This window comes from Isoptericola sp. NPDC055881 (assembly GCF_053615895.1).
In genome coordinates this window covers 40244-62673 of record NZ_JBSHCR010000009.1, presented here as the reverse complement: position 1 = coordinate 62673, position 22430 = coordinate 40244, and the positions used below count along the sequence as shown (strand labels likewise).

General features: G+C 74.3%; 11 protein-coding genes. 9 read left to right on the top strand and 2 right to left on the bottom strand.

Features of this window, described 5'->3' with window-relative positions; genetic code table 11:
- Positions 1-61: 61 nt before the first annotated feature.
- The 3 genes from ACWGKI_RS04775 (at position 62) to ACWGKI_RS04765 (ending at position 4594) form a co-directional block, all read left to right on the top strand.
- Complete coding sequence (locus tag ACWGKI_RS04775; RefSeq protein ID WP_452185139.1) at positions 62-1696, top strand: NADH-quinone oxidoreductase subunit M; 1635 nt, start codon at positions 62-64, stop codon at positions 1694-1696.
- Positions 1693-3444 carry an NADH-quinone oxidoreductase subunit NuoN gene (nuoN, locus tag ACWGKI_RS04770; protein ID WP_452185091.1) on the top strand — a complete coding sequence of 584 codons (1752 nt, stop codon included), beginning with the start codon at positions 1693-1695 and terminating at the stop codon, positions 3442-3444. Before ACWGKI_RS04775 ends, nuoN begins: the two co-directional genes overlap by 4 nt.
- A 94-nt stretch (positions 3445-3538) precedes the next feature.
- On the top strand, positions 3539-4594 hold the full coding sequence (locus tag ACWGKI_RS04765) for a polyprenyl synthetase family protein (RefSeq protein WP_452185089.1): 1056 nt from the start codon (positions 3539-3541) through the stop codon (positions 4592-4594).
- 70 nt (positions 4595-4664) lie between these two features.
- Here ACWGKI_RS04765 and ACWGKI_RS04760 read toward each other — a convergent pair whose 3' ends face one another.
- Positions 4665-5237 carry a prepilin peptidase gene (locus ACWGKI_RS04760; protein ID WP_452185088.1) on the bottom strand — a complete coding sequence of 191 codons (573 nt, stop codon included), beginning with the start codon at positions 5235-5237 and terminating at the stop codon, positions 4665-4667.
- 166 nt (positions 5238-5403) lie between these two features.
- Between ACWGKI_RS04760 and ACWGKI_RS04755 the strand changes: the two genes are divergently transcribed.
- Positions 5404-6132, top strand: coding sequence for a hypothetical protein (locus ACWGKI_RS04755; protein ID WP_452185087.1), 729 nt, complete (start codon positions 5404-5406; stop codon positions 6130-6132).
- On the opposite strand, the gene ACWGKI_RS04750 is transcribed toward ACWGKI_RS04755, so the two are convergent.
- Positions 6129-7001 (bottom strand): UbiA family prenyltransferase, encoded by an 873-nt coding sequence (locus ACWGKI_RS04750; protein ID WP_452185086.1) that lies wholly within the window; start codon positions 6999-7001, stop codon positions 6129-6131. The two genes, ACWGKI_RS04755 and ACWGKI_RS04750, sit on opposite strands and share 4 nt — an antisense overlap.
- Before the next feature lie 152 nt (positions 7002-7153).
- Here ACWGKI_RS04750 and ACWGKI_RS04745 point away from each other — a divergent pair, with 152 nt between their 5' ends.
- The 5 genes from ACWGKI_RS04745 (at position 7154) to ACWGKI_RS04725 (ending at position 22406) form a co-directional block, all read left to right on the top strand.
- Positions 7154-8230, top strand: a complete 1077-nt coding sequence (locus ACWGKI_RS04745; protein ID WP_452185084.1) for a type III polyketide synthase — start codon at positions 7154-7156, stop codon at positions 8228-8230.
- Positions 8227-8763, top strand: a complete 537-nt coding sequence (locus tag ACWGKI_RS04740) for an isoprenylcysteine carboxyl methyltransferase family protein (RefSeq protein WP_452185082.1) — start codon at positions 8227-8229, stop codon at positions 8761-8763. The genes ACWGKI_RS04745 and ACWGKI_RS04740 overlap by 4 nt, the downstream gene beginning before the upstream one ends.
- On the top strand, positions 8760-9854 hold the full coding sequence (locus ACWGKI_RS04735; RefSeq protein WP_452185080.1) for an NAD(P)/FAD-dependent oxidoreductase: 1095 nt from the start codon (positions 8760-8762) through the stop codon (positions 9852-9854). Before ACWGKI_RS04740 ends, ACWGKI_RS04735 begins: the two co-directional genes overlap by 4 nt.
- A 237-nt stretch (positions 9855-10091) precedes the next feature.
- Positions 10092-16121 (top strand): Ig-like domain-containing protein, encoded by a 6030-nt coding sequence (locus ACWGKI_RS04730; protein ID WP_452185078.1) that lies wholly within the window; start codon positions 10092-10094, stop codon positions 16119-16121.
- Between the two features lie 186 nt (positions 16122-16307).
- On the top strand, positions 16308-22406 hold the full coding sequence (locus ACWGKI_RS04725; protein ID WP_452185076.1) for an Ig-like domain-containing protein: 6099 nt from the start codon (positions 16308-16310) through the stop codon (positions 22404-22406).
- The last annotated feature ends 24 nt before the right edge of the window (positions 22407-22430 follow it).

Here is a 22430-nt window from a genome sequence, read left to right as displayed (position 1 = left end):
TGATGACGCCGATGACCCGGACGAAGGAAGGATGACGATGTCCGCAGCAACGTCCACGGCCATGAGCGCAGGGTTCCCCTGGCTGACGGTCCTCATCGTGTGGCCGCTGGTGGCGGCCGCCGCGACGGCGCTCACCGGGGTGGGCCGGGGGCGCCCCGCCGCGGGCGCGGTCACGGGTGGCGGCAGGTTCGGTGCGGGCGCGGCCCGCACGGTCGCGCTCGTCGGCGCGCTCGTCGAGGTGGCGCTGCTGGTGGGGGCGTTCGCCGCCTTCGACACCGGCGACGCCGGGGCCCACCAGCTCAGCGAGACGCACTCGTGGATCCCGGCGCTGGGCGCCAGCTACGCGGTCGGGGTGGACGGCGTCGGCCTGCTGCTCATTGCGCTGTCGGTGGGTCTCGTGCCGCTGGTGATCCTCGCCGCGTGGCGCGAGCAGGGCGGCGACACCGTGCGGCTGCGGCGCTACCTCGCCACCGTGCTGGTGCTCGAGGCGTTCATGGTGACCGTCTTCGCGGCGCGCGACGTGTTCCTGTTCTACGTGGTGTTCGAGGCGATGCTGATCCCCGCGTACTTCCTCGTCGGCGGGTTCGGGCAGGGCCCGCAGCGTCGGTACGCGGCCGTGAAGTTCCTGCTGTTCTCGCTCGCGGGCGGCCTGGTCATGCTGGTGGGCGTCATCGCGCTCTACCTGCAGGTGCCGGCGGGGGAGCGCGGACCGGAGACGTTCCTCACCGACAACCTCACGGGGCTGGCGCTCGACCCGACCACCGAGAAGCTCATGTTCTGCGCCTTCTTCCTCGCGTTCGCGATCAAGGCGCCGATGTTCCCCGTGCACTCGTGGCTGCCCGACGTGACGCAGCACGCCACGCCCGGCACCTCGACGCTGCTCATCTGCGTGCTGGACAAGGTGGGCACCTTCGGGATGCTCACGCTGTGCCTGCCGCTGTTCCCCGAGGCCAGCCGCTGGGCGGCGCCGTTCGTCGTCGTGCTGGCGGTGATCTCGATCCTGTACGGCGCGGTCCTCGCCATCGGGCAGAGCGACGTGCTGCGCCTCATCGGGTACACGTCGGTGTCCCACTTCGGGTTCATCATCTTGGGCATCTTCACGTTCACGTCGCTGGGCACCGCCGGCTCGAGCCTCATGATGCTCAACCACGGCATCTCGACCGGGGCGCTGTTCCTGGTCGCCGGGTTCGCGATCGCCCGGCACCCGCGCCAGAGCCAGCTCATCGCCGACTACGGCGGCCTGCGCCGGGTGGCGCCGATCCTGGGCGGCACGTTCCTCGTGGCCGGCCTGTCGGCCGCGTCGCTGCCCGGCCTCGCGACGTTCGTCTCCGAGATCATGGTGTTCCTCGGGTCGTACTCCCGCTGGCCCGCGGCCGTGCTCGTGGCCGTGCCCGCCGTCGTCCTCGCCGCGGTGTACGTGCTGCTCACCTACCAGCGGATGTTCACCGGCGCGACGACGCCCGAGCTCGTCGGCGCGCGGGACCTCGACGGCCGGGAGAAGACGGTCGCCGGCGTGCTCGTCGGCGCGCTGCTGGTGCTCGGCCTCGTGCCCGGCCCGGTGCTCGACTACGTCCGCGCCCCCGGGGAGGTCGCCGTCGAGCAGGTGGGGGAGACCGACCCGCCGCCCGTCCTCTCGTCGTCGGCCGCCGACGCCGCGCCCGGCCCGTCCGCCTCCGTCGAGGGGAGCCTGCTGTGAACGACTTCGTCCCTCCGCCCATCGACTGGGCGGCCGTGTCCCCGGTGCTGATCGTGCTCGGCGCCGGCGTGCTCGGCGTCCTGCTGGAGGCGTTCGTCCCCGCCCGGGCGCGCCGCGTCACGCAGCTGTCCCTGGCCCTCGTGGCCCTCGCCGGGTCGCTCGTGGCGATCGGGCTCCTGTGGGACCGGGTGCAGGACGGCGCAGTGTCCGTGGTCGGCGGGTCGTACCTGCTGACCCCCTTCGGCCTCGGCGTGCAGGCCGTCGTGGCCGTGTGCGCCCTCCTGGGCGTGCTCGTCGTCGCGGAGCGCACGACCACCGGCCAGGACGCGTTCGCGCCCGCGGCCGCCGCCGTGCCTGGTACCGCGTACGAGGACGAGACCCGCCGGGCGGGCCTGCAGCAGACCGAGATCTACCCGCTGCTGCTGTTCTCGACCGGGGGCATGCTGCTGTTCCCCGCCACGGACGACCTCATCGTCATGTTCGTGGCGCTCGAGGTGCTCTCGCTGCCCCTGTACGTGCTGTGCGCGACGGCCCGCCGCCGGCGCCTGCTCAGCCAGGAGGCGGCGTTCAAGTACTTCGTGCTGGGCGCGTTCGCCTCCGCGTTGTTCATCTTCGGCGTGGCGCTGGTCTACGGCTTCGCGGGCACCGTCCGCCTGCAGGAGGTCGTCGCGGTGCTGGCGGACCCGTCGACCTCGCCGCTCGGCACCATGCCGGCGCTCGTGGTGGTGGGGCTGCTGCTCGTGCTCAGCGGCCTGCTGTTCAAGATCGGGGCGGCGCCGTTCCACGCCTGGACGCCCGACGTGTACCAGGGGGCGCCCACCCCGATCACCGGGTTCATGGCCGCGTGCACGAAGGCCGCCGCGGTCGGGGCGCTGGTGCGCGTGCTGTTCACCCTGGCGAACGGCCTGACCCCGTCGATCCGCCACGACCTGGAGGTCGCGCTGTGGGCCGTCGCGATCCTCACGATGCTGGTCGGCACCGTCGCCGGTGCCGTGCAGACCGACGTCAAGCGGCTGCTGGCGTACTCGGCGATCGCGCACGCCGGGTTCCTCCTGGTGGGCGTGGTCGGGATGGACGAGACCGGGTCCCAGGCGGTGCTCTTCTACCTCCTCGCGTACGGGCTGGCGTCGATCGGGGCGTTCGCCGTCGTCACGCTGGTGCGGGAGCGCACGGTGTCGGGGGACGACGTTCCCGGTGACGGGCCGGTCCCGGACGACGGCGTCGTGCTCGGCGAGGCCACCCGCCTCGCGCAGTGGGCGGGCCTGGGGCAGAAGGCGCCGTGGCTCACCGCCGCGTTCTCGCTGTTCCTCCTCTCGATGGCGGGCATCCCGCTCACCGCGGGCTTCGTGGCGAAGTTCGGCGTGTTCTCCGCCGCCGTCGAGGCGGGGGCGTGGCCGCTGGCGCTGCTCGGCGTCCTCGCGTCCGCGGTGTCCGTCTTCTTCTACGTCCGCGTCATCGTCCTCATGGTGCTGACCCCGGCGCCGGGGCACGACGCGGCACCGGCTGCCGGGCCCGGCGCGCCCGCCGGGTCGCCGGCGGAGCGGGGCGAGGGCACGACGGGAGGCACGGCGACCCTGACGGGGGCGGCCACCCGCACGCTGGTCTCGCGCACGGTGGTGACGGTGGTCGGGTCGCGCGGCCCGGCGGCGTTCGCGATCGCGGTCTGCGCGGTGGGCGTGCTGCTGCTCGGCATCCTGCCCGCGGGCGCCCTGGACCTCGCCGCACAGGCGGCGCAGTTCCGCCCGTGACGGGCGCGGCGGCGGGGCGGGCGTGAGCGAACCGACGCGGTCCGCGGGCGGTTTCGGTGCAGTGTTCAGCGCCGGGGACGGATAGGTTCGGACAGTGACTCGCGCACCTTCCGCACCGGCCCCCCGGCCGGGGCACACGCCGCCCTCGCCGCCGACGGCGATCCCGCTGTCCGACCCCGCGCTCGCCGAACGGCTCGCGGAGCGCATGGTGCAGGTCGACGCGGCCCTGGACGCGGCCGTGGCCTCGGCGGACGCCCTGGCCGACGACGCGTCGCGCCACCTGGTCGCGGCGGGCGGCAAGCGGTTCCGGCCGCTGCTGACGTTGCTCGCGGGCGAGCTCGGTGACGGGTCGCGCCCCGAGCTGGTCGACGCGGCGGTCGTCGTGGAGCTCACGCAGGTGGCGTCGCTCTACCACGACGACGTCATGGACTCCGCCCCGGTGCGCCGCGGTGCACCGTCCGCGCACACGGTGTGGGGCAACTCCGTCGCGATCCTCGTGGGCGACCTGCTGTTCGCGCGGGCCTCGGCGCTCGTGGCCGGCCTCGGTCCCGAGGCCGTGGTGCTGCAGTCGCGCACGTTCGAGCGGATGTGCCTCGGCCAGCTGCACGAGACCCTCGGCCCCCGCGACGGCGAGGACCCGGTGGAGCACTACCTGCAGGTGCTCAGCGACAAGACGGCGTCGCTGCTCGCGACGTCGGCGCGGCTCGGCGCGATGTTCGGCGGCTGCGGCCCCGAGGTCGTGGACGCGGTCACCGCCTACGGCGAGAAGGTGGGCGTCGCGTTCCAGCTCGCGGACGACGTGCTCGACATCTCCTCGACCGGTGACGAGTCCGGCAAGACGCCCGGCACCGACCTGCGCGAGCACGTCCCGACGATGCCGGTGCTGCTGCTGCGGCAGCGCGTCGCGCGCGGCGAGGGCACGGAGCAGGACGCCGCGCTCGTCGCCCGGCTCGACGGGGACCTGTCGGACGACGCCGTGCTGGCCGCCGTCGTCGCCGACCTGCGCGCCCACGACGTGCTGGCCGAGACCCGCGCCCTGGCGGCCCGCGGCGCACGCGAGGCCGCGGCCGAGCTGGCGCCCCTGCCCGACGGGCCCGTCCGGCAGGCGCTCGCCGACCTCGCCGAGACCCTCGCGGACCGCACCGTCTAGCTCGGCGGCCCGTCACGGAGCGCTTCCTGCGCCCTGCGCGGGGACGAGGAGGAACCGCGACGTCGATCCCTCAGAGCCGGGCGACCGTGAGCGCCAGCGCCGCGCCCACGAGCATGTACGGCCCGAAGGCCATCGCCGTGCCGCGGCCCGCCCGACGGGTGACGAGGAGGACGAGGGCGACCGCGCCGCCGAGCAGGAACGGCAGCACCAGGCCCGCCCACAGCACGGGCCACCCGGCCCAGGCGGTCACCAGGCCGAGCAGGACGGCGAGCTTGACGTCCCCGCGGCCCAGCCCGGCCGGGTTGACGAGATGCAGCACCAGGTACGCGCCGCCGAGGACGACGGCACCGAGCACGGCGCGCAGCGCGGCGTCCCAGGCCCCCGTCGCGGCGGCCGCGAGCAGGAGCAGGGCCGCCGTGGCCGCGGTCGCGGGATAGGTGAGGGCGTTCGGGAGCCGGTGGGTGCGGGCGTCGACGACGCCGAGCGCGGCGCCGGCGGCGGCAGCGACCACCAGGGCCGGCGAGGACCAGCCCGGCCCGCTCACCCAGAGCGCCCAGGCGACCGCGACCACCACGGCCACCGCGACCCAGCGCCGGTACGGCGCGATCTCGTCGCGGGCGCGCTGGTAGACCGAGGACACCATCGGATGCTATGCGACGCCTGCGGGGACCGCGGCCGGTCACCCACAGCCCCCTGCACCCCGGGCGGCGCGCGGTCAGGGTGGTGCGAGCTCGGCCACCGGTCCTTCGCGCGCGGCTTCACCCGCAGTGACCGTTGACGGTGGAAACCGCGAGCCGTACGTTCCACCCATGTCACGCGACGGGGCGGGCGGCCGGAGGCAGGGCGGGCATCCGCTCCTCCGGCTCGGTCGGGTGCGCGTGCGGCGCGCGGTGGTGCTCGGCGCCGTCGGTGCCGTGCTCGTCCTCGGGGCGGGGGGTTGCTCGAGCGCCGGCCCACCGGGACCTGACGGGAGCGGGCTGCTGCAGACGGGGTACGTCGGCTCCGGGACGATCTCGCTCCGCCCGCCGAACGACCTGCGCCCCGGAGAGCGATGGAGCGGGACGTTCGGCAGCATCCTCCCGTGCGAGGTGCAGGACGTCGGACCGCTCCGGATCACCGGGCTGACGTTCGGCGACCGCTCCGGCCCCCGCCCCGTGGCGGCGGTGGCGTACGTGCGGACCTTCGACTCGTCGACGGACACACCGATCGGCAGCATGCTGGGAGACGCCAGGGACCCGCAGGTCGACATGGGGTCCCTCCGCCTGCACGAGGGCGTGGAGGGGCACGAGGTCGACGTCGGCTGCTCCGACCTGCTCGGCTACGACGGCCGGCCGACGGACGAGATCCTCGTCAGCCTCACCGCGGACGCACGCGGTGCCCACGTGGGTGGCCTGACCCTGACCTACGTCACGCAGGACGGCGACGAGCACGCTGTCCAGGCCGACTGGGACCTCTACCTGTGCGGGTCCCAGGTACCCGAGGAGAGGTGCGGCATGGCCGACAGCCCCCCGGACGCCGATCCCGGGGCGGCGGGCTAGCCGTACTGACCCGGCAGGACGGCGACCGCGTCGCCCGCGAGCACGAGCTGCGCGACGCACACGGCGGCCACCGCCATGCTCAGCAGGAACGGCGCCCGGCTGTGCGGCCGCCGCAGTCCCACCACCCCCGCGGTGGCGGCGAGCACCAGCGACGCCCCGGTCAGCACGGCAGAGGGCGCGGCGGGCGGACCCGGCGGTCCGAGGAGGGTCACCACGCTGCCCGTCGCCAGCACCACGGGCGCCAGCACGCTCGACGCCCGCCGCCCCAGCCGGTGCGGCAGCCCGCGGACGCCGGTGGCACGGTCGTCCTCGAGGTCGGGCAGCACGTTCGCCACGTGCGCGCCCACGCCGAGCAGGGCAGCCGCCGCGACCGTCCATCCCGCCACGACGCGCCCGTCGAGGCCCGCCGCCACCACGAACGCCGGGAGCAGCCCGAAGCTCACCGCGTACGGCAGCCACGAGACCGGCGTCGACTTGAGCCAGGCGTTGTACGACCAGGCGCTCCCGACCGCCGCGACGTGCAGCAGGCCCGGCACCACCCCGGTCGCGAACGACAGGACGACGCACACGCCGAGCGCGACGAACGCCCCCGCACGCAGCAGCCGGGGGGTGACCGTGCCGGCCACGGTCGGCTTGTCCTGGCGCCGCACCAGGCCGTCCCGGGCGGCGTCCAGCCAGTCGTTGCTCCACCCCACCGAGAGCTGGCCGGCCGCGACCGCCGCGGTGACGAGCACCGTCCGCCCGGCCGGGAGCCCCACGCCGAGGGCGAAGACGAGGGCGAGCGCGGTGACGACGGCCGCCGGAGCCGGGTGCGTGGCCGCGAGCATGCCCCGCACCCGCGTCGTCGTGCCCGCCGCGTCGCCGCCCATGACCCGGAAACTACCGCTCCCCGGCCGCCCCCATCTCGCCGAACAGGTGGTTGTTCACGTTCTGAGCTGTGAAAGGGGGCGTAACCACCTGTTCGGCGCGGAAGAAGGGTGGGCAGTGGCCGGGTGACGTGACCGGTGCCACGATGCGAAGCATGTCGCGAGTCCTCGCCGTCGCCCCCGTCCTGCCCGGTCCGGCGCACCCGCAGGAGGAGATCGCCGACGTCGTCGCGCCGCTGCTCGCCCCCGCGGGACCGCGCCGCGAGCTGGCCCGCCGCCTGCACACCGCCTCCGGGGTGCGCACCCGCCACCTCGCGCTCCCCCTGGCCGACTACGCGCACCTGGCGGGCTTCGGGGCGGCCAACGCCCGGTTCGCCCGGGCGGGCACGGACCTCGCCGAGCAGGCGTGCCAGGAGGCGCTCGCGGCGGCCGGCCTCGGCCCCGAGGACGTCGACCTGCTCCTCTTCACGACCGTCACCGGCGTCGGCGCGCCGTCGATCGACGCCACCCTGGTGGGGCGGCTGGGGCTCCGCCCGGACGTGCGGCGCATGCCCTCGTTCGGCCTCGGCTGCGCCGGCGGCGCGGCCGGGCTCGCCCACCTGCACGAGTACCTGGTCGGGCACCCGGACCAGGTGGCCCTCCTGGTCTCCGTCGAGCTGTGCTCCCTGACCTTCCAGCGTGACGACCCGTCGACGGCGAACCTCGTGTCGTCCGGACTGTTCGGGGACGGCGCCACCGCGGTGGTGGTGGCAGGCGACGACGTCGCGGCGCCCGCGGGCCGCCCCGTCCCGGAGGTCGTGGGCACGCGGAGCCGGATCTACGCGGGCACCGCGGAGCACCTGGGGTGGGACGTGCGGGACACGGGGTTCGCCATCGTGCTGTCGGCGGAGCTGCCGAGCCTCCTGGGCGCGCACCTCGCGGGAGACGTCAAGGACCTGCTCGCCACCCACGGCCTGGAGCTCGGCGACGTCGGCACCTGGGTGGTGCACGCCGGCGGCCCCAAGATCGTGGACGCCGTGCGCGACGCGCTCGGGCTGGAGGAGGCGGCGCTCGCCCGCACGCGCGCGACGCTGGCCGCGCAGGGCAACCTGTCGTCGTCGTCCGTGCTGCACGTGCTTGCCGCGACGCTCGACGACGGCGCGCCGCCCCCGGGCGGGTGGGCGGTGCTCATGGCCTTCGGGCCGGGGGTCTCGACCGAGCTCGTCCTGCTGCGCGGGCGGGACGACGCGTGACCGCGTCGGTCGCCCTGTACGTCGCCCTGGTCGCGGCGACCGCGCTGGAGCGACTCGCGGAGCTGGTGGTCTCCGCCCGCAACGCCCGCTGGTCGTTCGCGCGCGGCGGAGCGGAGTCGGGGCGCGGCCACTTCCCGGCGATGGTGGCGCTGCACACCGGCCTGCTGGTCGCGTGCGTCGTCGAGGTGGTGGCGCTCGACCGGCCGTTCCTCCCGTGGCTCGGCTGGCCGATGGTCGTGCTCGTCCTGGCGAGCCAGGGCCTGCGGTGGTGGTGCATCGCGACCCTGGGACCCCGGTGGAACACGCGCGTGATCGTCGTCCCCGGCCTCCCGCTGGTGCACGGAGGCCCCTACCGGTGGTTCCGGCACCCGAACTACGTGGCCGTCGTGGTGGAGGGTTTCGCCCTGCCGCTGCTGCACTCGGCGTGGATCACCGCGGTCGCGTTCACGGTGCTCAACGCGTGGTTGCTGCTCGGGTTCCGCATCCCGAGCGAGGAGCGCGCGCTGCGGCTCGCGGACGGCCCGACGCGGTGACCGCGGCCGCGGGCCACGATGTCGACCCCAGCGTCGACCCCGGCGTCGAGCCTGACGCCGAGCCCGACGTCGACGTCCGCACCGACGTCCTCGTCGTCGGCGGTGGCCCCGTCGGGCTCGCCGCCGCGATCGAGGCGCGCCGCGCCGGCTGGGGGGTCGTGGTGCTCGAACCGCGCGCAGCACCGGTGGACAAGGCCTGCGGCGAGGGCCTCATGCCCGGCACGCTCGCCGCGGTGCGGCGCCTCGGCGTCGACCCGGAGGGCCGGCCGCTCGCCGGGATCTCGTACCGGCAGGGCGGTGTCGTCGCGGACCACCGGTTCGACCGGGGCGTGGGGCGGGGGGTGCGCCGCACGGTGCTCCAGGGCGCCCTGCACGAGGCGGCGACCGCCGCGGGCGCCGTCGTCCTGCCGCGCCGGGTCGGCGGCGTGCTGCAGGACGGGACGTCGGTGGTGGCCGCCGGCGTGCGGGCACGCTGGCTGCTGGCGTGCGACGGCCTGCACTCGCGCGTGCGGCGCGAGGTGGGGCTGGAGACGCCGCCGCGGCGTGGGGGCCGGCGGTTCGGGCTGCGCCGGCACTACCGGGTGCCGCCGTGGACGGACCTCGTCGAGGTGCATTGGGGCCCGCACGTCGAGGCGTACGTGACCCCGGTGGCCGACGACGTCGTCGGGGTGGCGCTGCTGGGCCCGGCGGGTGTGGACTTCGACACCGAGCTCGCGACCCTGCCGGAGCTGGCCGCGCGGCTGGAGGGTGCCGTCCCCGACGGTCCCCTGCGTGGAGCCGGCCCGCTGCGGGTCCGCACGCGGGCCCGCACGGCGGGCCGGGTCCGCCTGGTGGGCGACGCCTCGGGGTACGTCGACGCGCTGACGGGCGAGGGGCTGCGGGTGGGGCTCGCGCAGGCGCGTGCCGCCGTCGAGCACCTCGACCGCCCTGCCGCGTACGAGCGCGCCTGGGCAGCCGCGACCCGGGACTACCGGGTGCTGACCACGGGGCTCGTCGCCGCCGCGCGCTCGCCGCTGCGCCGGGGCGTGGTCCCGGCCGCGGCGCGCCTGCCCCGGCTGTACGGGACGGTCGTGGAGCGGCTGGCCCGCTGACAGAGCGCTGCGAGCGGGCGTTCGGCCCCGTCTCGGTCGCGAGACAGGGCCAAACGCCCGCCCACAGCGAGGGCGGGCGGGGGCCCGGTGGGGACCTCTCCCCATGCCCGAGGGCCGGGAACCGTTGCCGGGAGCGGGTGAACTCTGGCTATCCTGGCGGCGCGATCGCCTCGGGCCGACGTCGGCCCGGGCAGGGGAGCAAGGGCCCCGTCGTCGTCCACCAGGGGAGTCTTGAGCGTGTTCACGCGTCTACGCGGCAACCGCCGTGCGTCCGTGTCGACGGCGGTGGTGCTGGCGGTCTCCGCGGGCATGGTCACGGCGGCGGTCCTGTACGACGGTCAGGCGACGGCGGACGTCGACCTCGACGACTCGGGCGTCTGGGTGACGAACCAGGCCTCGGGGCTGGTGGGCCGGTTCAACACCGCGGCGAAGGCGCTCGACGGCACGATGCTCGCCGGCAGCTCCGCCTTCGACGTCGACCAGCAGGCGGGCGAGGTCCTCGTGGCCGACCAGGGCTCCAACGCGGGCAGCGTCGTCGACGTCGCGCGGCTCAAGTTCGGGTCCACCACCAAGCTGCCCGCGGGGGCCGAGTCGTCCCTGGGCGGCGGGCGCGTCGCCGTGGTGGACGACGAGTCGGGCTCCCTGTGGGTCACGACCGTCGACCGCTTCGCCGGCCTGGACACGACGAAGACGGACCCGACGGCGGAGCTCGACGGGTCGGCGACGGCCGTCGTGTCGCAGGCGGGCACCACCTACGCCGTCGTGCCCGCCCGGGACGTGCTCTGGACGGTGGCCCCCGGCGAGCAGCCGCGGACCACCGAGCTCGGGATGCTGTCGGAGGGCGACGACGTCGCGCTCACGACGGTGGGCGACGACGTGGTGGTGCTGGACCGCACCACCGGCGAGCTGCGGCTGCCGGGCGGCGACACGGTCACCGTCGAGGACGCGCAGGACGCGGCGCTGCAGCAGCCGGGCGAGAACTCCGCGACGGTCGCCTACGCGACGTCGGGCGCCCTGGTGCAGCAGCCGCTGGGAGGCGGCGCGGCGACGCAGCGGCAGGCCTCCGGCTCGCCGGCGCAGCCGGTGCAGCTCGGCGGCTGCCTGTACGGCGCGTGGTCGGGGTCGGGGCAGATCGTGCGGGACTGCGAGGGCACCGACCGCGACCTCGACCAGGTGCTCGAGGGCATCGACCAGACCACCGTCCTGGAGTACCGGGTCAACCGCGACAACGTGGTGCTCAACGACCTCACGGCGGGCACCCTGTGGATGGCCCTGGACGAGTACGAGAAGGTCGACGACTGGGACATCAAGCTCCCGGAGCAGGCCGAGGGGTCCGACGAGGACGCCGAGGACGCCAAGCCCGAGCTGGTCGACACCACCGTCCTCGACCGCAAGAAGGAGGACCCGCCGGTCGCCAAGGACGACGACTTCGGGGTCCGGCCGGGCCGTGCCACGGTCCTCGACGTCCTGTCGAACGACCTGGACCCGGACGGCGACGTGATGACCGCGTCCCTCGTCGGCGACCAGCCGGACGGCGTGCGCGTGGAGCGCGTCATGGGCGGCAAGGCGCTGCAGGCGGTCGTGCCGGACGACGCGTCGGGCTCGACGAGGTTCACGTACGAGGCGGCGGACGGCCGGGGCGGGACCGACGAGGCGACCGTGCGGCTGCGGGTGGTCCCGGAGGACGAGAACTCCGCACCGGAGCAGGACGGCTCTCCCGTGCTCCGGGTGGAGCAGGGCAAGTCGGCGTCGACCAAGGTGCTGCCGTACTTCAGCGACCCGGACGGCGACGACGTCATCCTCCTCACGGCGTCCCCGACCGTGCAGGGCGACGAGGTGCGCGCGTACCCCGACGGGACGGTCGAGTTCCGCGACGGCGGCACCTCCACCGGCCGCAAGAAGGTCAAGCTCACGGTCGGCGACGGTCGGGGCGAGGTCGTCGAGGGCACGCTCGACGTCGACGTGCTCGGCGACGGCAACGCGCCGCCGGTGGCGGTCGGGGACCACGTCGTGGTGACGGCCGGGCAGCCGGTGACGGTCGAGCCGCTCAAGAACGACTCGGACCCCAACGGCGACGAACTGCGGCTGGCCCGGGTGGCCGACGCCGCGCCCGCCGAGATCACGCCGAACTACGACGCGGGCACGTTCACGTTCCTGGCGCAGGAGCCGAAGTCCTACGACGTGCTGTACCAGGTGACGGACGGGCCGGAGTCCACCACCGGCGTGGTGCGGGTCGACGTCCGGGACCCGGACGCGGCGCAGGGCGCGCCCGTGGTGGTCGCCGACACCGCGCTGCTGCCGGCGGGCGGCTCGACGCTCGTGGACGTCCTCGCCAACGACACGGACCCGGCGGGCGGGGTCCTCGTGGTCCAGTCGGTGGACGTGCCCGACGACGCGGGGGTGAGCGTCGCGGTGCTGAGCCACCAGATGCTGCGCATCACCGAGACCCGCCGCATCTCCGAGGTCGTGACGCTGCGCTACACCGTCTCCAACGGCACCGAGACCTCGACCGGGCAGGTGCGCGTGCTGCCGGTGCCGCCGCCGGACCGCCTGCAGCCGCCGAGCGCGGCGCCGGACGAGGTCACGGTCCGGGTCGGGGACTACGTGAACATCGACGTCCTCGCCAACGACACCCACCCGGACGGCCTGGAGCTCACGCTGGCCGACGACCTGGAGCAGTCGGTGGACCCCGCCCAGGGTGAGCTGTTCGTCTCCGAGGACCGCCTCCGGTTCCGCGCCGGCTCGAAGCCCGGCACGGCGTACGCCATCTACAAGGTGCGCGACCCGAACGGCCAGGAGGACTCCGCCCAGGTCACGATCCACATCCGTGGCGGCAAGGACAACGCCGCGCCGCTGCCCCGCGACGTGGACGCCCGGGCCCTGTCCGGCGGCACGGTCCGCATCCCGGTGCCGCTGGACGGGATCGACCCCGACGGCGACTCGGTGCAGCTGACGGGCCTGGCCACGGGCCCGACCCAGGGCCGTGCCGACGTGGTGGACGGCTACGTCGACTACGAGGCGAGCAAGAACGCGCGCGGCCTGGACCAGTTCCGCTACACGGTCCAGGACGCGCGGGGCGAGGTGGCCACCGGGGTGATCCGCGTGGGCATCGCGCAGCCGCCCGGGACGAACCAGCCGCCCGTGGCCCAGGACGACGAGGTGACGGTGCGCCCCGACCGCCGGGTGGCGGTGCCGGCGCTGGAGAACGACTCCGACCCCGACGGCGACCAGATCGGCCTGGTCCCGGGGGCGATCCAGGGCGGGGAGGAGCTGCGGGCCAAGGTGTCCCAGGACCGCATCGTGGTGCAGACGCCGGGCAAGGAGGGCACCACGACGTTCTTCTACGCGATCGAGGACACCTACGCCGCCCGGGCGTCGGCGTCGGTGAGCGTGCAGGTCGCCAAGGACGCGCCGCTGCTCGCCCCGATCGCACGGGACGACTCCGTGGCAGTGGCCGACGTCCTCGGCCGGACGTCGGTGACCGTGCCGGTGCTCGACAACGACGAGGACCCCGACGGCGCCGCCGACGACCTCGCGGTCACGACCGACGCGGCGGGCGTGACCGTGTCGCCGACGGGCGAGCTCGACGTGACGCTCACGGAGCAGCGCCAGGTGATCACGTACACCGTCACGGACATGGACGGGCTCACGGCGCGGGCGTTCGTCGTCGTGCCGGGGCTGGCCGCGGCCGAGCCGATCCTCAAGCCCGGGCAGGCCCCGCTCGAGGTGCTCGCGGGCGAGCCGCTGGACATCGACATCACGGACCACGTGCTCGTCGTGGAGGGGCGCACGCCCCGCCTGACGACCGAGGACGAGGTGACGGCGCTCGAGGGCGGCGTCGAGGTCACCGGCAGGACCACCCTGACGTACACGTCGCACGACGACTACACCGGCCCGGCGGGCGTGACCTTCGAGGTCACCGACGGCGACGGCCCGGACGACCCGGACGGGCACACGGCCGTGCTGACGCTGCCGATCACGGTGCTGCCGCCGGAGAACCTGCCGCCGGAGCCGGGCTCGCCGTCCGCGCAGGTCGCGGCGGGGGAGCAGAGCGCCGTCGACCTCGGGCGGTCCGCGAAGGACCCGGACGGGGACGACCTGCGCTTCGAGCTCGGCAAGCTGCCCGGTGGGCTCGGCGCCACGCTGCAGGGCGGCCGCGTGACGCTGGAGGCGTCGCCGGACGTGCCCAAGGGCACCTCCCTCACGGTCCCGTTCACGGTGACGGACGACGAGCACCCGCCGGTCGACGGCACGCTCGCGGTGGAGGTCGTGGCCTCCACGCGCCCGCTCGCCCGCGCGGTCGACGACGTCGTGCAGGACGCGCACCAGGGCGACCCCGTCTCCGTGCCCGTGCTGGCGAACGACTCCAACCCGTTCGCGGACCGCGGCCCGCTCGAGCTCGTCGGCCAGCCGGTCGTGGAGACAGGCCGGGGCGACGCGACGTCCGACGGCGGCAAGGTGGTCGTCACGCCGAAGGAGGACTTCGTCGGCACGATGGTCGTGCGCTACACGGTGCAGGACGCGACCGAGGACCCCGACCGGGAGGTCGAGGGCCGCGTGACGGTGAACGTCATCGGCGTGCCGGAGGCGCCCTCGAAGCCCGTGGTGGAAGAGGTCCGCTCGCAGACCGTCGTGCTCTCGTGGACGCCGCCGGCGAACAACGGGTCCGAGATCACCGGCTACACGGTGACGTCCGACCACGGCGACACGTTCGACTGCGCCACGACCACCTGCACCCTCGACGGCCTGACCAACAACGTCACCTACACGTTCACCGTGGAGGCGAACAACGAGGTCGGGGCGTCGGACGCCTCGCCGGCGTCCGCCGACGCCCGGCCCGACGAGAAGCCGGACCCGCCGGCCGCGCCCCAGCTGGAGTTCGGCGACGGCTCGCTCACGGTCACCTGGGTGAACGCGTCGTACAGCGACCGGTCGCCCATCCAGTCGGTGGACCTGGAGATCTCGCCCGCCCCCGCGAACGGCGAGACGCAGAAGGTCGGCGTCACCGGCCAGCGCATCGTCTGGGAGGGGCTCTCGAACGGCACCGCCTACAAGGTGCGGATCCGCGCGACCAACCTGGCGCCGGACCCGTCGGAGTGGGGCTCGTGGTCGACGTCGGAGATCCCCGCGGGCAAGCCCGACGCGCCCGCGGCACCCACGGCCACGCGGGTCAGCTCGGAGATCGCCCCCGACGGCGGTCAGGTCGACGTGTCCTGGACGGCGCCGAACGCCAACGGCGACGCCGTGAAGGCGTACACCGTGGACGTCCTCAAGGGCGGGTCCGCGGTCGACAGCCGCACGGTGACGGGCGCGACGTCGACCACGTTCGAGGGCCTCGACACCAAGGCCTCGTACACCTTCACGGTGACCGCGGAGAACAAGGCGGGCAAGGGCGCCACCAGCGCCGCCTCGAACGCCGTCACGCCGTACGGCAAGCCGACGACGCCGGGTACCCCCGGCGCGAGCGTGGGCACGGGGATGAGCGGGCAGGCGGACGTGTCGTGGGGCGCTGCCGACGACAACGGCGCCGCGGTGACGTACACGGTCGCCACGGACCAGGGCGGCAGCACGACGACGACCGCGACGTCGACGCGGTACTCCGGGCTGTCCAACGGCACGGCGTACCGGTTCCGCGTGCAGGCGTGCAACGCGGGCGGCTGCTCCGACTGGACGGCCTACTCGGGCGCGGTGACGCCGTTCGGGCCGGTCCCGACGCCGCAGGTGTCCGCGACCGGCGGCGACCAGAAGGTGTCGTTCAGCTGGTCGACGAGCACCAACGGCCGGCCCATCACGGTCAAGGTCTCGGGCGCGCTGTCGAGCACGGCGAAGTCGGGCAGCCAGACCGTGAGCGCGGGGTACTCCGACACGAAGCAGATCTGTGTGACGGCGACCGACAACGAGGGGCAGTCGGCGCAGAAGTGCGACGCGGCGACGTCCGACGCGAGGCCGCAGCCGACGCTCACGCTGCAGCGCGGCTCGAGCGCGGACGGTGAGACGCAGTACGGCGAGTGCTTCGGCAGCGCCTGCGCGTACCTGCAGGTCACCATCCGCAACTCCACACCGAACACCACGTTCACGTACAGCTGCATCGCGGACGGCGAGAAGTTCAACACGGCGGGCACCAACTGGAAGCGGGCGGAGCAGACCCGCACCGACGCCAACGGCAACGCCGGACCGCGGGACCTCTGGTGCTACTACGGCCGCGCCGGCGCCAGCGTGAAGGTGACGACCAGCCTCGGCCTGACCAGCAACACCGTCATCTGGTGACCGGGACAAGCACATGACCGGCTCGTGACGTTTGCCCGGCTGCGCCTCGGTCATGGGGACCTCTCCCCATGACCGAGGCGCGGAACCGCTGTCCCGGGCGTGTCGCTTCTGGCTATCCTGTGCGGGCGCTGGGTGCGGTCGACGAGGGGCGTCGGCGGGCCGGCGCCATCACACTCCGGGGGAACAGTGAGCGTGCTCTCGCGCCTGCGCGCCGATCGTCGTGCGTCGATCTCGACCACGGTGGTCCTCGCGCTCTCCGGGGGCCTCGTCGCCGCCGCGGTGCTCTCCCAGGGTGAGGCCACCGCCGACATGGACCTCGACGACTCCGGGGTGTGGGTCACCAACGAGTCCTCGGGCCTGGTCGGCCGCTTCAACACGGAGGCGCGCTCGCTGGACGGCACCATGCTCGCGGGCAGCTCCGCCTTCGACGTGGACCAGCAGGCGAGCGAGGTCCTGGTGACCGACGAGGGCTCGAACAGCGCCAACCTGGTGGACCCGGCGCGGTTGAAGTTCGACTCCAGCACCGACGTCCCGGCCGGGGCGCGCACCTCGATGGGCGGGGGCCGGGTCGCGGTCGTCGACGACGAGTCCGGCTCCCTGTGGGTCACGACCGTCGACCGCCTGGGCGCGCTGAACCTGACGAGCACGAAGGGGAAGCCGGCGAAGCCGACGGTCGACCTCGACGGCGCCGCGCGCGTCGTCGTCTCCGAGACCGGCATCGTGTACGCGGTGGTGCCCGCCCGCGACGTGCTGTGGACGCTGGCGCCGGGGGAGGCCCCCCGCACGACCGACCTGGGCCTCACGGCGGAGGGCGACGACGTCGTCCTCACCACGGTGGGGGACGACCTCGTGGTCCTCGACCGCACGCGCGGCTCGCTGCGCCTGCCGGGCGGCGACGTGGTGGACGTCGCGGACGCGCAGGGCGCGCAGCTGCAGCTGCCGGGCGCGGGGTCCGCCGCCGTGGCGTACGCGACGAGCAGCGCGCTCGCCGTGCAGCCGCTGGACGGCGGCGCCGCGACGACGCGCCGGGCCACCGGCACGCCCGCCGCCCCGGTCCAGCTGGGCGGCTGCCTCTACGGCGCGTGGTCCGGCAGCGGCCAGATCGTGCGCGACTGCGAGGGCACGGACCGCGACGTCGACCGGGTGCTCGAGGGCATCGACCAGGACACGCGCCTGACCTACCGCGTCAACCGCGGCAACGTGGTGCTCAACGACCTCACCGCCGGCACGCTGTGGATGGCGCTCGACGAGTACGAGAAGGTCGACGACTGGGACATCCAGCTGCCGGAGGAGGGGGACGGCGACGACCCCAACGCGGACGACGACACCCCCGAGATGGTCGACCAGAGCATCGTCGACCGGGAGAAGCAGGACCCGCCGGTCGCGAAGGACGACAAGCTCGGGGTCCGGCCGGGCCGCGCCACCGTGCTCGACGTCCTGGCGAACGACCTCGACCCGGACGGCGACGTCATCACCGCGAGCCTGGCGGGCGACCAGCCCGACGGCGTCACGGTGCAGGAGGTGCTGGGAGGGGCGGCCCTGCAGGCCGTCGTCCCCGAGGACGCGACCGGGTCGGTGACGTTCCCGTACGTCGTGTCGGACGGCCGCGGCGGGCACGACGAGGCGACCGTCCACCTCAGCGTGGTGCCGTGGTCGCAGAACGACGCCCCCGAGCAGTCGGGCGAGCCGGTGCTCACGGTGCCGCAGGGCGGCAAGGGCTCGATCCGCGTCCTGTCGTACTTCCGCGACCCGGACGGCGACGACGTCCTCCTCGCCACGGCGTCGTCCACGGTCAAGGGCGACGAGGTGCGGGCCTACCCGGACGGCACGGTCGAGTTCCGGGACGACGGCAAGACGACGGGCCGCAAGAAGGTCGCGCTCACGGTGGGCGACGGGCGCGGCAAGGTCGTCGACGGGACCCTGTGGGTCGACGTCGTCGGCGCGACGCAGAAGCCGCCCGTCGCGGTCGGGGACCACGTGGTCGTGGCCGCCGGCCAGCCGGTGACGGTCGAGCCGCTGAAGAACGACTCCGACCCGAACGGCGACGACCTGCGCCTGGCGAGCGTCTCGGAGGCCTCGCCGGCCCGGATCACGCCGAACTACGACGCGGGCACCTTCACGTTCCTCGCGCAGGAGCCGAAGTCCTACGACGTGCTCTACCAGGTCACCGACGGGCCCGGCGCGACCACGGGCGTCGTGCGCGTGGACGTGCTCGACCCGGACGCCCTGAGCGGCGACCCCGTGGTCGTGGCGGACACGGCCCTGCTGCCGGCGGGCGGGTCCACCCTGGTGGACGTGCTCGCCAACGACAGCGACCCGGGCGGCGGCGTGCTCGTGGTGCAGTCGGTCGACGTGCCCGACGACGCGGGCGTGGCCGTGGCGGTGCTGGGGCACCAGATGCTGCGCGTCACCGAGAGCCGCCGCATCTCCGAGGTCGTCACGCTCACCTACACGGTCTCCAACGGCTCGGGCACGGCGACCGGCCAGGTCCGCGTGCTGCCCGTGCCGGCGCCGACGCGGCTGCAGCCCCCGAGCGCGGCGGCCGACGAGGTGACGGTGCGCGTGGGCGACTACGTCAACATCGACGTGCTCGACAACGACACGCACCCGGACGGCCTCGAGCTCACCCTCGACGACGAGCTGGTGCAGGACGTCGAGCCGGACCAGGGCGAGCTGTTCGTCTCCGAGGGCGTCCTGCGGTTCCGGGCGGGCAAGGAAGCGACCACCGCGTACGCGATCTACACCGTGACGGACGAGAACGGGCAGGAGGACTCCGCCCAGGTCACGATCCACGTGCGCGACGGCAAGGAGAACCGCCCGCCGACCCCGCCGGACGCGCAGGCGCGCGTCGTGTCCGGGGGGACCGTGCGGGTGCAGGTGCCGCTGGACGGCGCCGACCCGGACGGCGACTCCGTGCAGCTGGTCAACCTCGTGCGGCCGCCGGCCAAGGGCATCGCCGAGATCGTCGACGGCCGCTACATCGACTTCAAGGCGACGCGGGGCGTCGTCGGCCAGGACACGCTGACGTACGCCGTCGTCGACGCGCGGGGCGCGACGGCGGAGGGCGCGGTGCGGATCGGCATCGCGCCGCCGCCCACGACCAACCACCCGCCGGTCGCGGAGGACGACGTGGTCACGGCGCGGCCCGGCCGCGACGTCGTCGTCGCCCCGCTGCGCAACGACTCCGACCCCGACGGTGACCAGTTCGGCCTCGTGCCGGGCGCCCTGGAGGCGAAGGAGCCCCTGGCGCCGAAGGTCGAGAAGGGTCGCGTCGTCGTGCGCACGCCGGACGACGACGGCTCGTACGGCTTCTACTACGCGATCGAGGACACGTGGGGTGCGCGCGCCATGGGCGCGGTGACGCTCGAGGTCGCCGCGGACGCGCCGCTGCTCCCGCCGATCGCCCGCGACGACATCGTCCTGCCCGGCGCGATCACGCCCGACCAGTCGTCGGTGACCGTGCCGGTGCTCGACAACGACGAGGACCCGGACGGCGCGGCGAGCGACCTGCAGGTCACCGCCGACGCGGACACCGCGACGGTGGGCACCGACGGCACGATCGAGGTGCGCCTCACCGCGGAGCGGCAGGTCCTCACCTACACCGTGACCGACCAGGACGGGCTGCAGGGCAAGGCCTTCGTCCAGGTGCCGGCGACGAAGAAGCCGAGCGCCGACGACGCGGAGGACCCCGAGGGGCCCGCGCCGATGCTCAAGCCGAGCTTCTCGCCGCTCCAGGTGAAGTCGGGCGAGGCCCTGACCGTCGACCTCCGCGACGCCGTCGTCGTCGCCGAGGGCGGGAAGGTCGCGATCGCGGACGCGGGCAGCGCCAGCGCCGTCGCGGGCACCGTCGTCGTGAAGGACGCCCAGCGGCTCGTGTACACCTCGCAGGAGGACTACGTGGGGCCGGCCGCCGTGAGCGTGCTGGTCACCGACGGCCTGGGCGAGGGCCCCGAGGACGAGGCGCACACCGCCGTGGTGCAGGTGCCGATCACGGTGCTGCCCCCGGAGAACCTGCCCCCCGAGCCCGGTGCGCCGTCCGGCTCCGTCGCGGCCGGCGAGGAGAGCACGGTCGACCTGGCACGCTTCGCCACGGACCCCGACGGTGACGCGCTGTCGTTCTCGCTCGGCTCCGCGCCGCAGGGGCTGACGGCGTCGCTGACGGGCTCGGTCGTGACGCTGCAGGCCGCACCCGAGGCGGTCAAGGGCGCCAGCCTGACGATCCCGTTCACGGTGTCCGACGGCGAGAACAAGCCCGTGCAGGGCACGCTCGCCGCCACGGTCGTCGCGTCTACGCGACCGCTCGCCAAGGCGAACCCCGACAGCGTCGACGGCGCGCACCAGGGCAAGGCCGTCGCCGTCCCGGTCCTCGCCAACGACATCGACCCCTTCGACCCGAAGGGGCTGGAGCTGATCGGCAGCGGCGTGGAGACCGGCGAGGGCGACGCCGTCGTCGACGGCGACAAGGTCGTCGTCACGCCCGCGGGCGACTTCGTCGGGACGCTGGTGGCGTCCTACCGCGTGCAGGACGCGACGAAGGACCCCGACCGCCTCGTCGAGGGCCGCATCACGCTGACCGTCCTGGGGGTGCCGGAGGCGCCCGCGACGCCGGTCGTCGAGGAGGTGCGCTCCGAGACGGTCGTGCTGTCGTGGACGCCGCCGATCAACAACGGCGCGGACATCTCCGGGTACACGGTGACGTCGAACCGGGGCGACTCGTTCGACTGCCCCACGACCACGTGCACCCTGGAGGGGCTGACCAACGACGTGAAGTACACGTTCAAGGTCGTGGCCACCAACGAGGTGGGCGACTCCCCGGCGTCCCCGGCCTCCGCCGAGGCACGGCCGGACGAGAAGCCGGACCCGCCGGCGGCACCGACCCTGGCGTTCGGCGACAAGGCGATCGACGTCACCTGGGTCAACGCGTCCTACACCGACCGCTCGGCCATCACGTGCGTCAACCTGCGGATCTCGCCCGCTCCCGCGACCGGAGTCTCGGAGGTCTCCTGCGTCACGGGCCAGTCGTACACCTGGGAGGGCCTGGCCAACGGCACGGCGTACACCGTGGCCGTGCAGGCCGTGAACAAGGCGCCCGACCCGTCCGACTGGGGCGCCCCCTCGGCGGAGGAGATCCCCGCCGGCGTGCCGCTCGGTCAGGGTCAGCCGTCCGCGACGCGCGTGGCGGACGAGCTCGGCGGCCGGATCGACGTCACCTGGCCCGCACCGGACGGCAACGGCGACAGCGCCATCACGTACCACGTGTCCACCCTCCAGGGCGGCGCGGTGGTGAAGACCGAGGACACCACCGAGACGCTCTACCACGCGACGGGCCTGGACAACGAGGCCGCGTACACGTTCACGGTGGTGCCCGAGAACAAGGCGGGCCAGGGCGCGGCCAGCCCGGCGTCGAACCAGGTGGTGCCGTACGGCAAGCCGGGCGTCCCGACCGGCGTGAAGGCCCAGGACAGCAGCGGCGTCCCGGTGATCTCTTGGAACGCCGCCGACGCCAACGGCTCGCCCGTGACCTCCTACCGGGTCGTCGCGAGCAACGGACAGGCGATGACGGCCTCCGGCGGCGCCGGCAGCCTGCGGTTCACGTCGGGGCTGTCCGAGGGGACGACCTACACCTTCCAGGTGCAGGCCACGAACGCTGGCGGCACCTCGGCCCTCAGCGGGAGCACCGGCGGGGTCAAGGTGTACGCCAAGCCGGACGCGCCGCGGGTGGTCTGGACGCAGGCGTCGTCGACCGACGGGTACTTCACCGTCAGCGGGCCGAGTTCCTGGCACGGCGACTCGGGCTCCCTGAAGTGGACCCTCACCGGGTCGGACGGCACGAAGTCGGGCAGCTCCGCCGGCCGGATCGACGTGAGCGGCTCCCCGGACTACACCTCGGGGAACAAGTCGTACAGCGTCACCGTGACGGCGACGAACAGCGCGGGGTCGGTGTCGGCCTCCGACAGCGGCCGCACGACCGCCCCGCCGCCGCCGAACCCGAAGATCTGGGCCACAGACTCGGGCATCGTGTACCGGGTGAACGGGTGCAACACCAGCAACTGCACCCGGGTGCGGGCCAACGCGAACGCCGACTTCCCGTCCGGGACGTACGACTTCCACTGCTGGGACAACTCCGGCGGCTCGACCAGCATGTTCTCGACCCAGACCGCCTACCTGGCCGCCGGCGGGTACGTGAACCTGTACTGCGTGGCCGGGATCATGAACGGTGCCGACGTGTGGCTGACCGTCGACGGCCACCCGGAGTGGACCGAACGCAGGGCGTGGCCGCGGTGACCCGCGTGCCGACCGCCGACACCC

Excerpts from the sequence above, each read along its gene's own strand:
- ACWGKI_RS04750 (WP_452185086.1), bottom strand. The coding sequence starts at position 7,001 with ATGGGCGGCGACGCGGCGGGCACGACGACGCGGGTGCGGGGCATGCTC.
- ACWGKI_RS04775 (WP_452185139.1), top strand. The coding sequence starts at position 62 with ATGAGCGCAGGGTTCCCCTGGCTGACGGTCCTCATCGTGTGGCCGCTG.
- ACWGKI_RS04755 (WP_452185087.1), top strand. The coding sequence starts at position 5,404 with ATGTCACGCGACGGGGCGGGCGGCCGGAGGCAGGGCGGGCATCCGCTC.
- ACWGKI_RS04745 (WP_452185084.1), top strand. The coding sequence starts at position 7,154 with ATGTCGCGAGTCCTCGCCGTCGCCCCCGTCCTGCCCGGTCCGGCGCAC.
- ACWGKI_RS04760 (WP_452185088.1), bottom strand. The coding sequence starts at position 5,237 with ATGGTGTCCTCGGTCTACCAGCGCGCCCGCGACGAGATCGCGCCGTAC.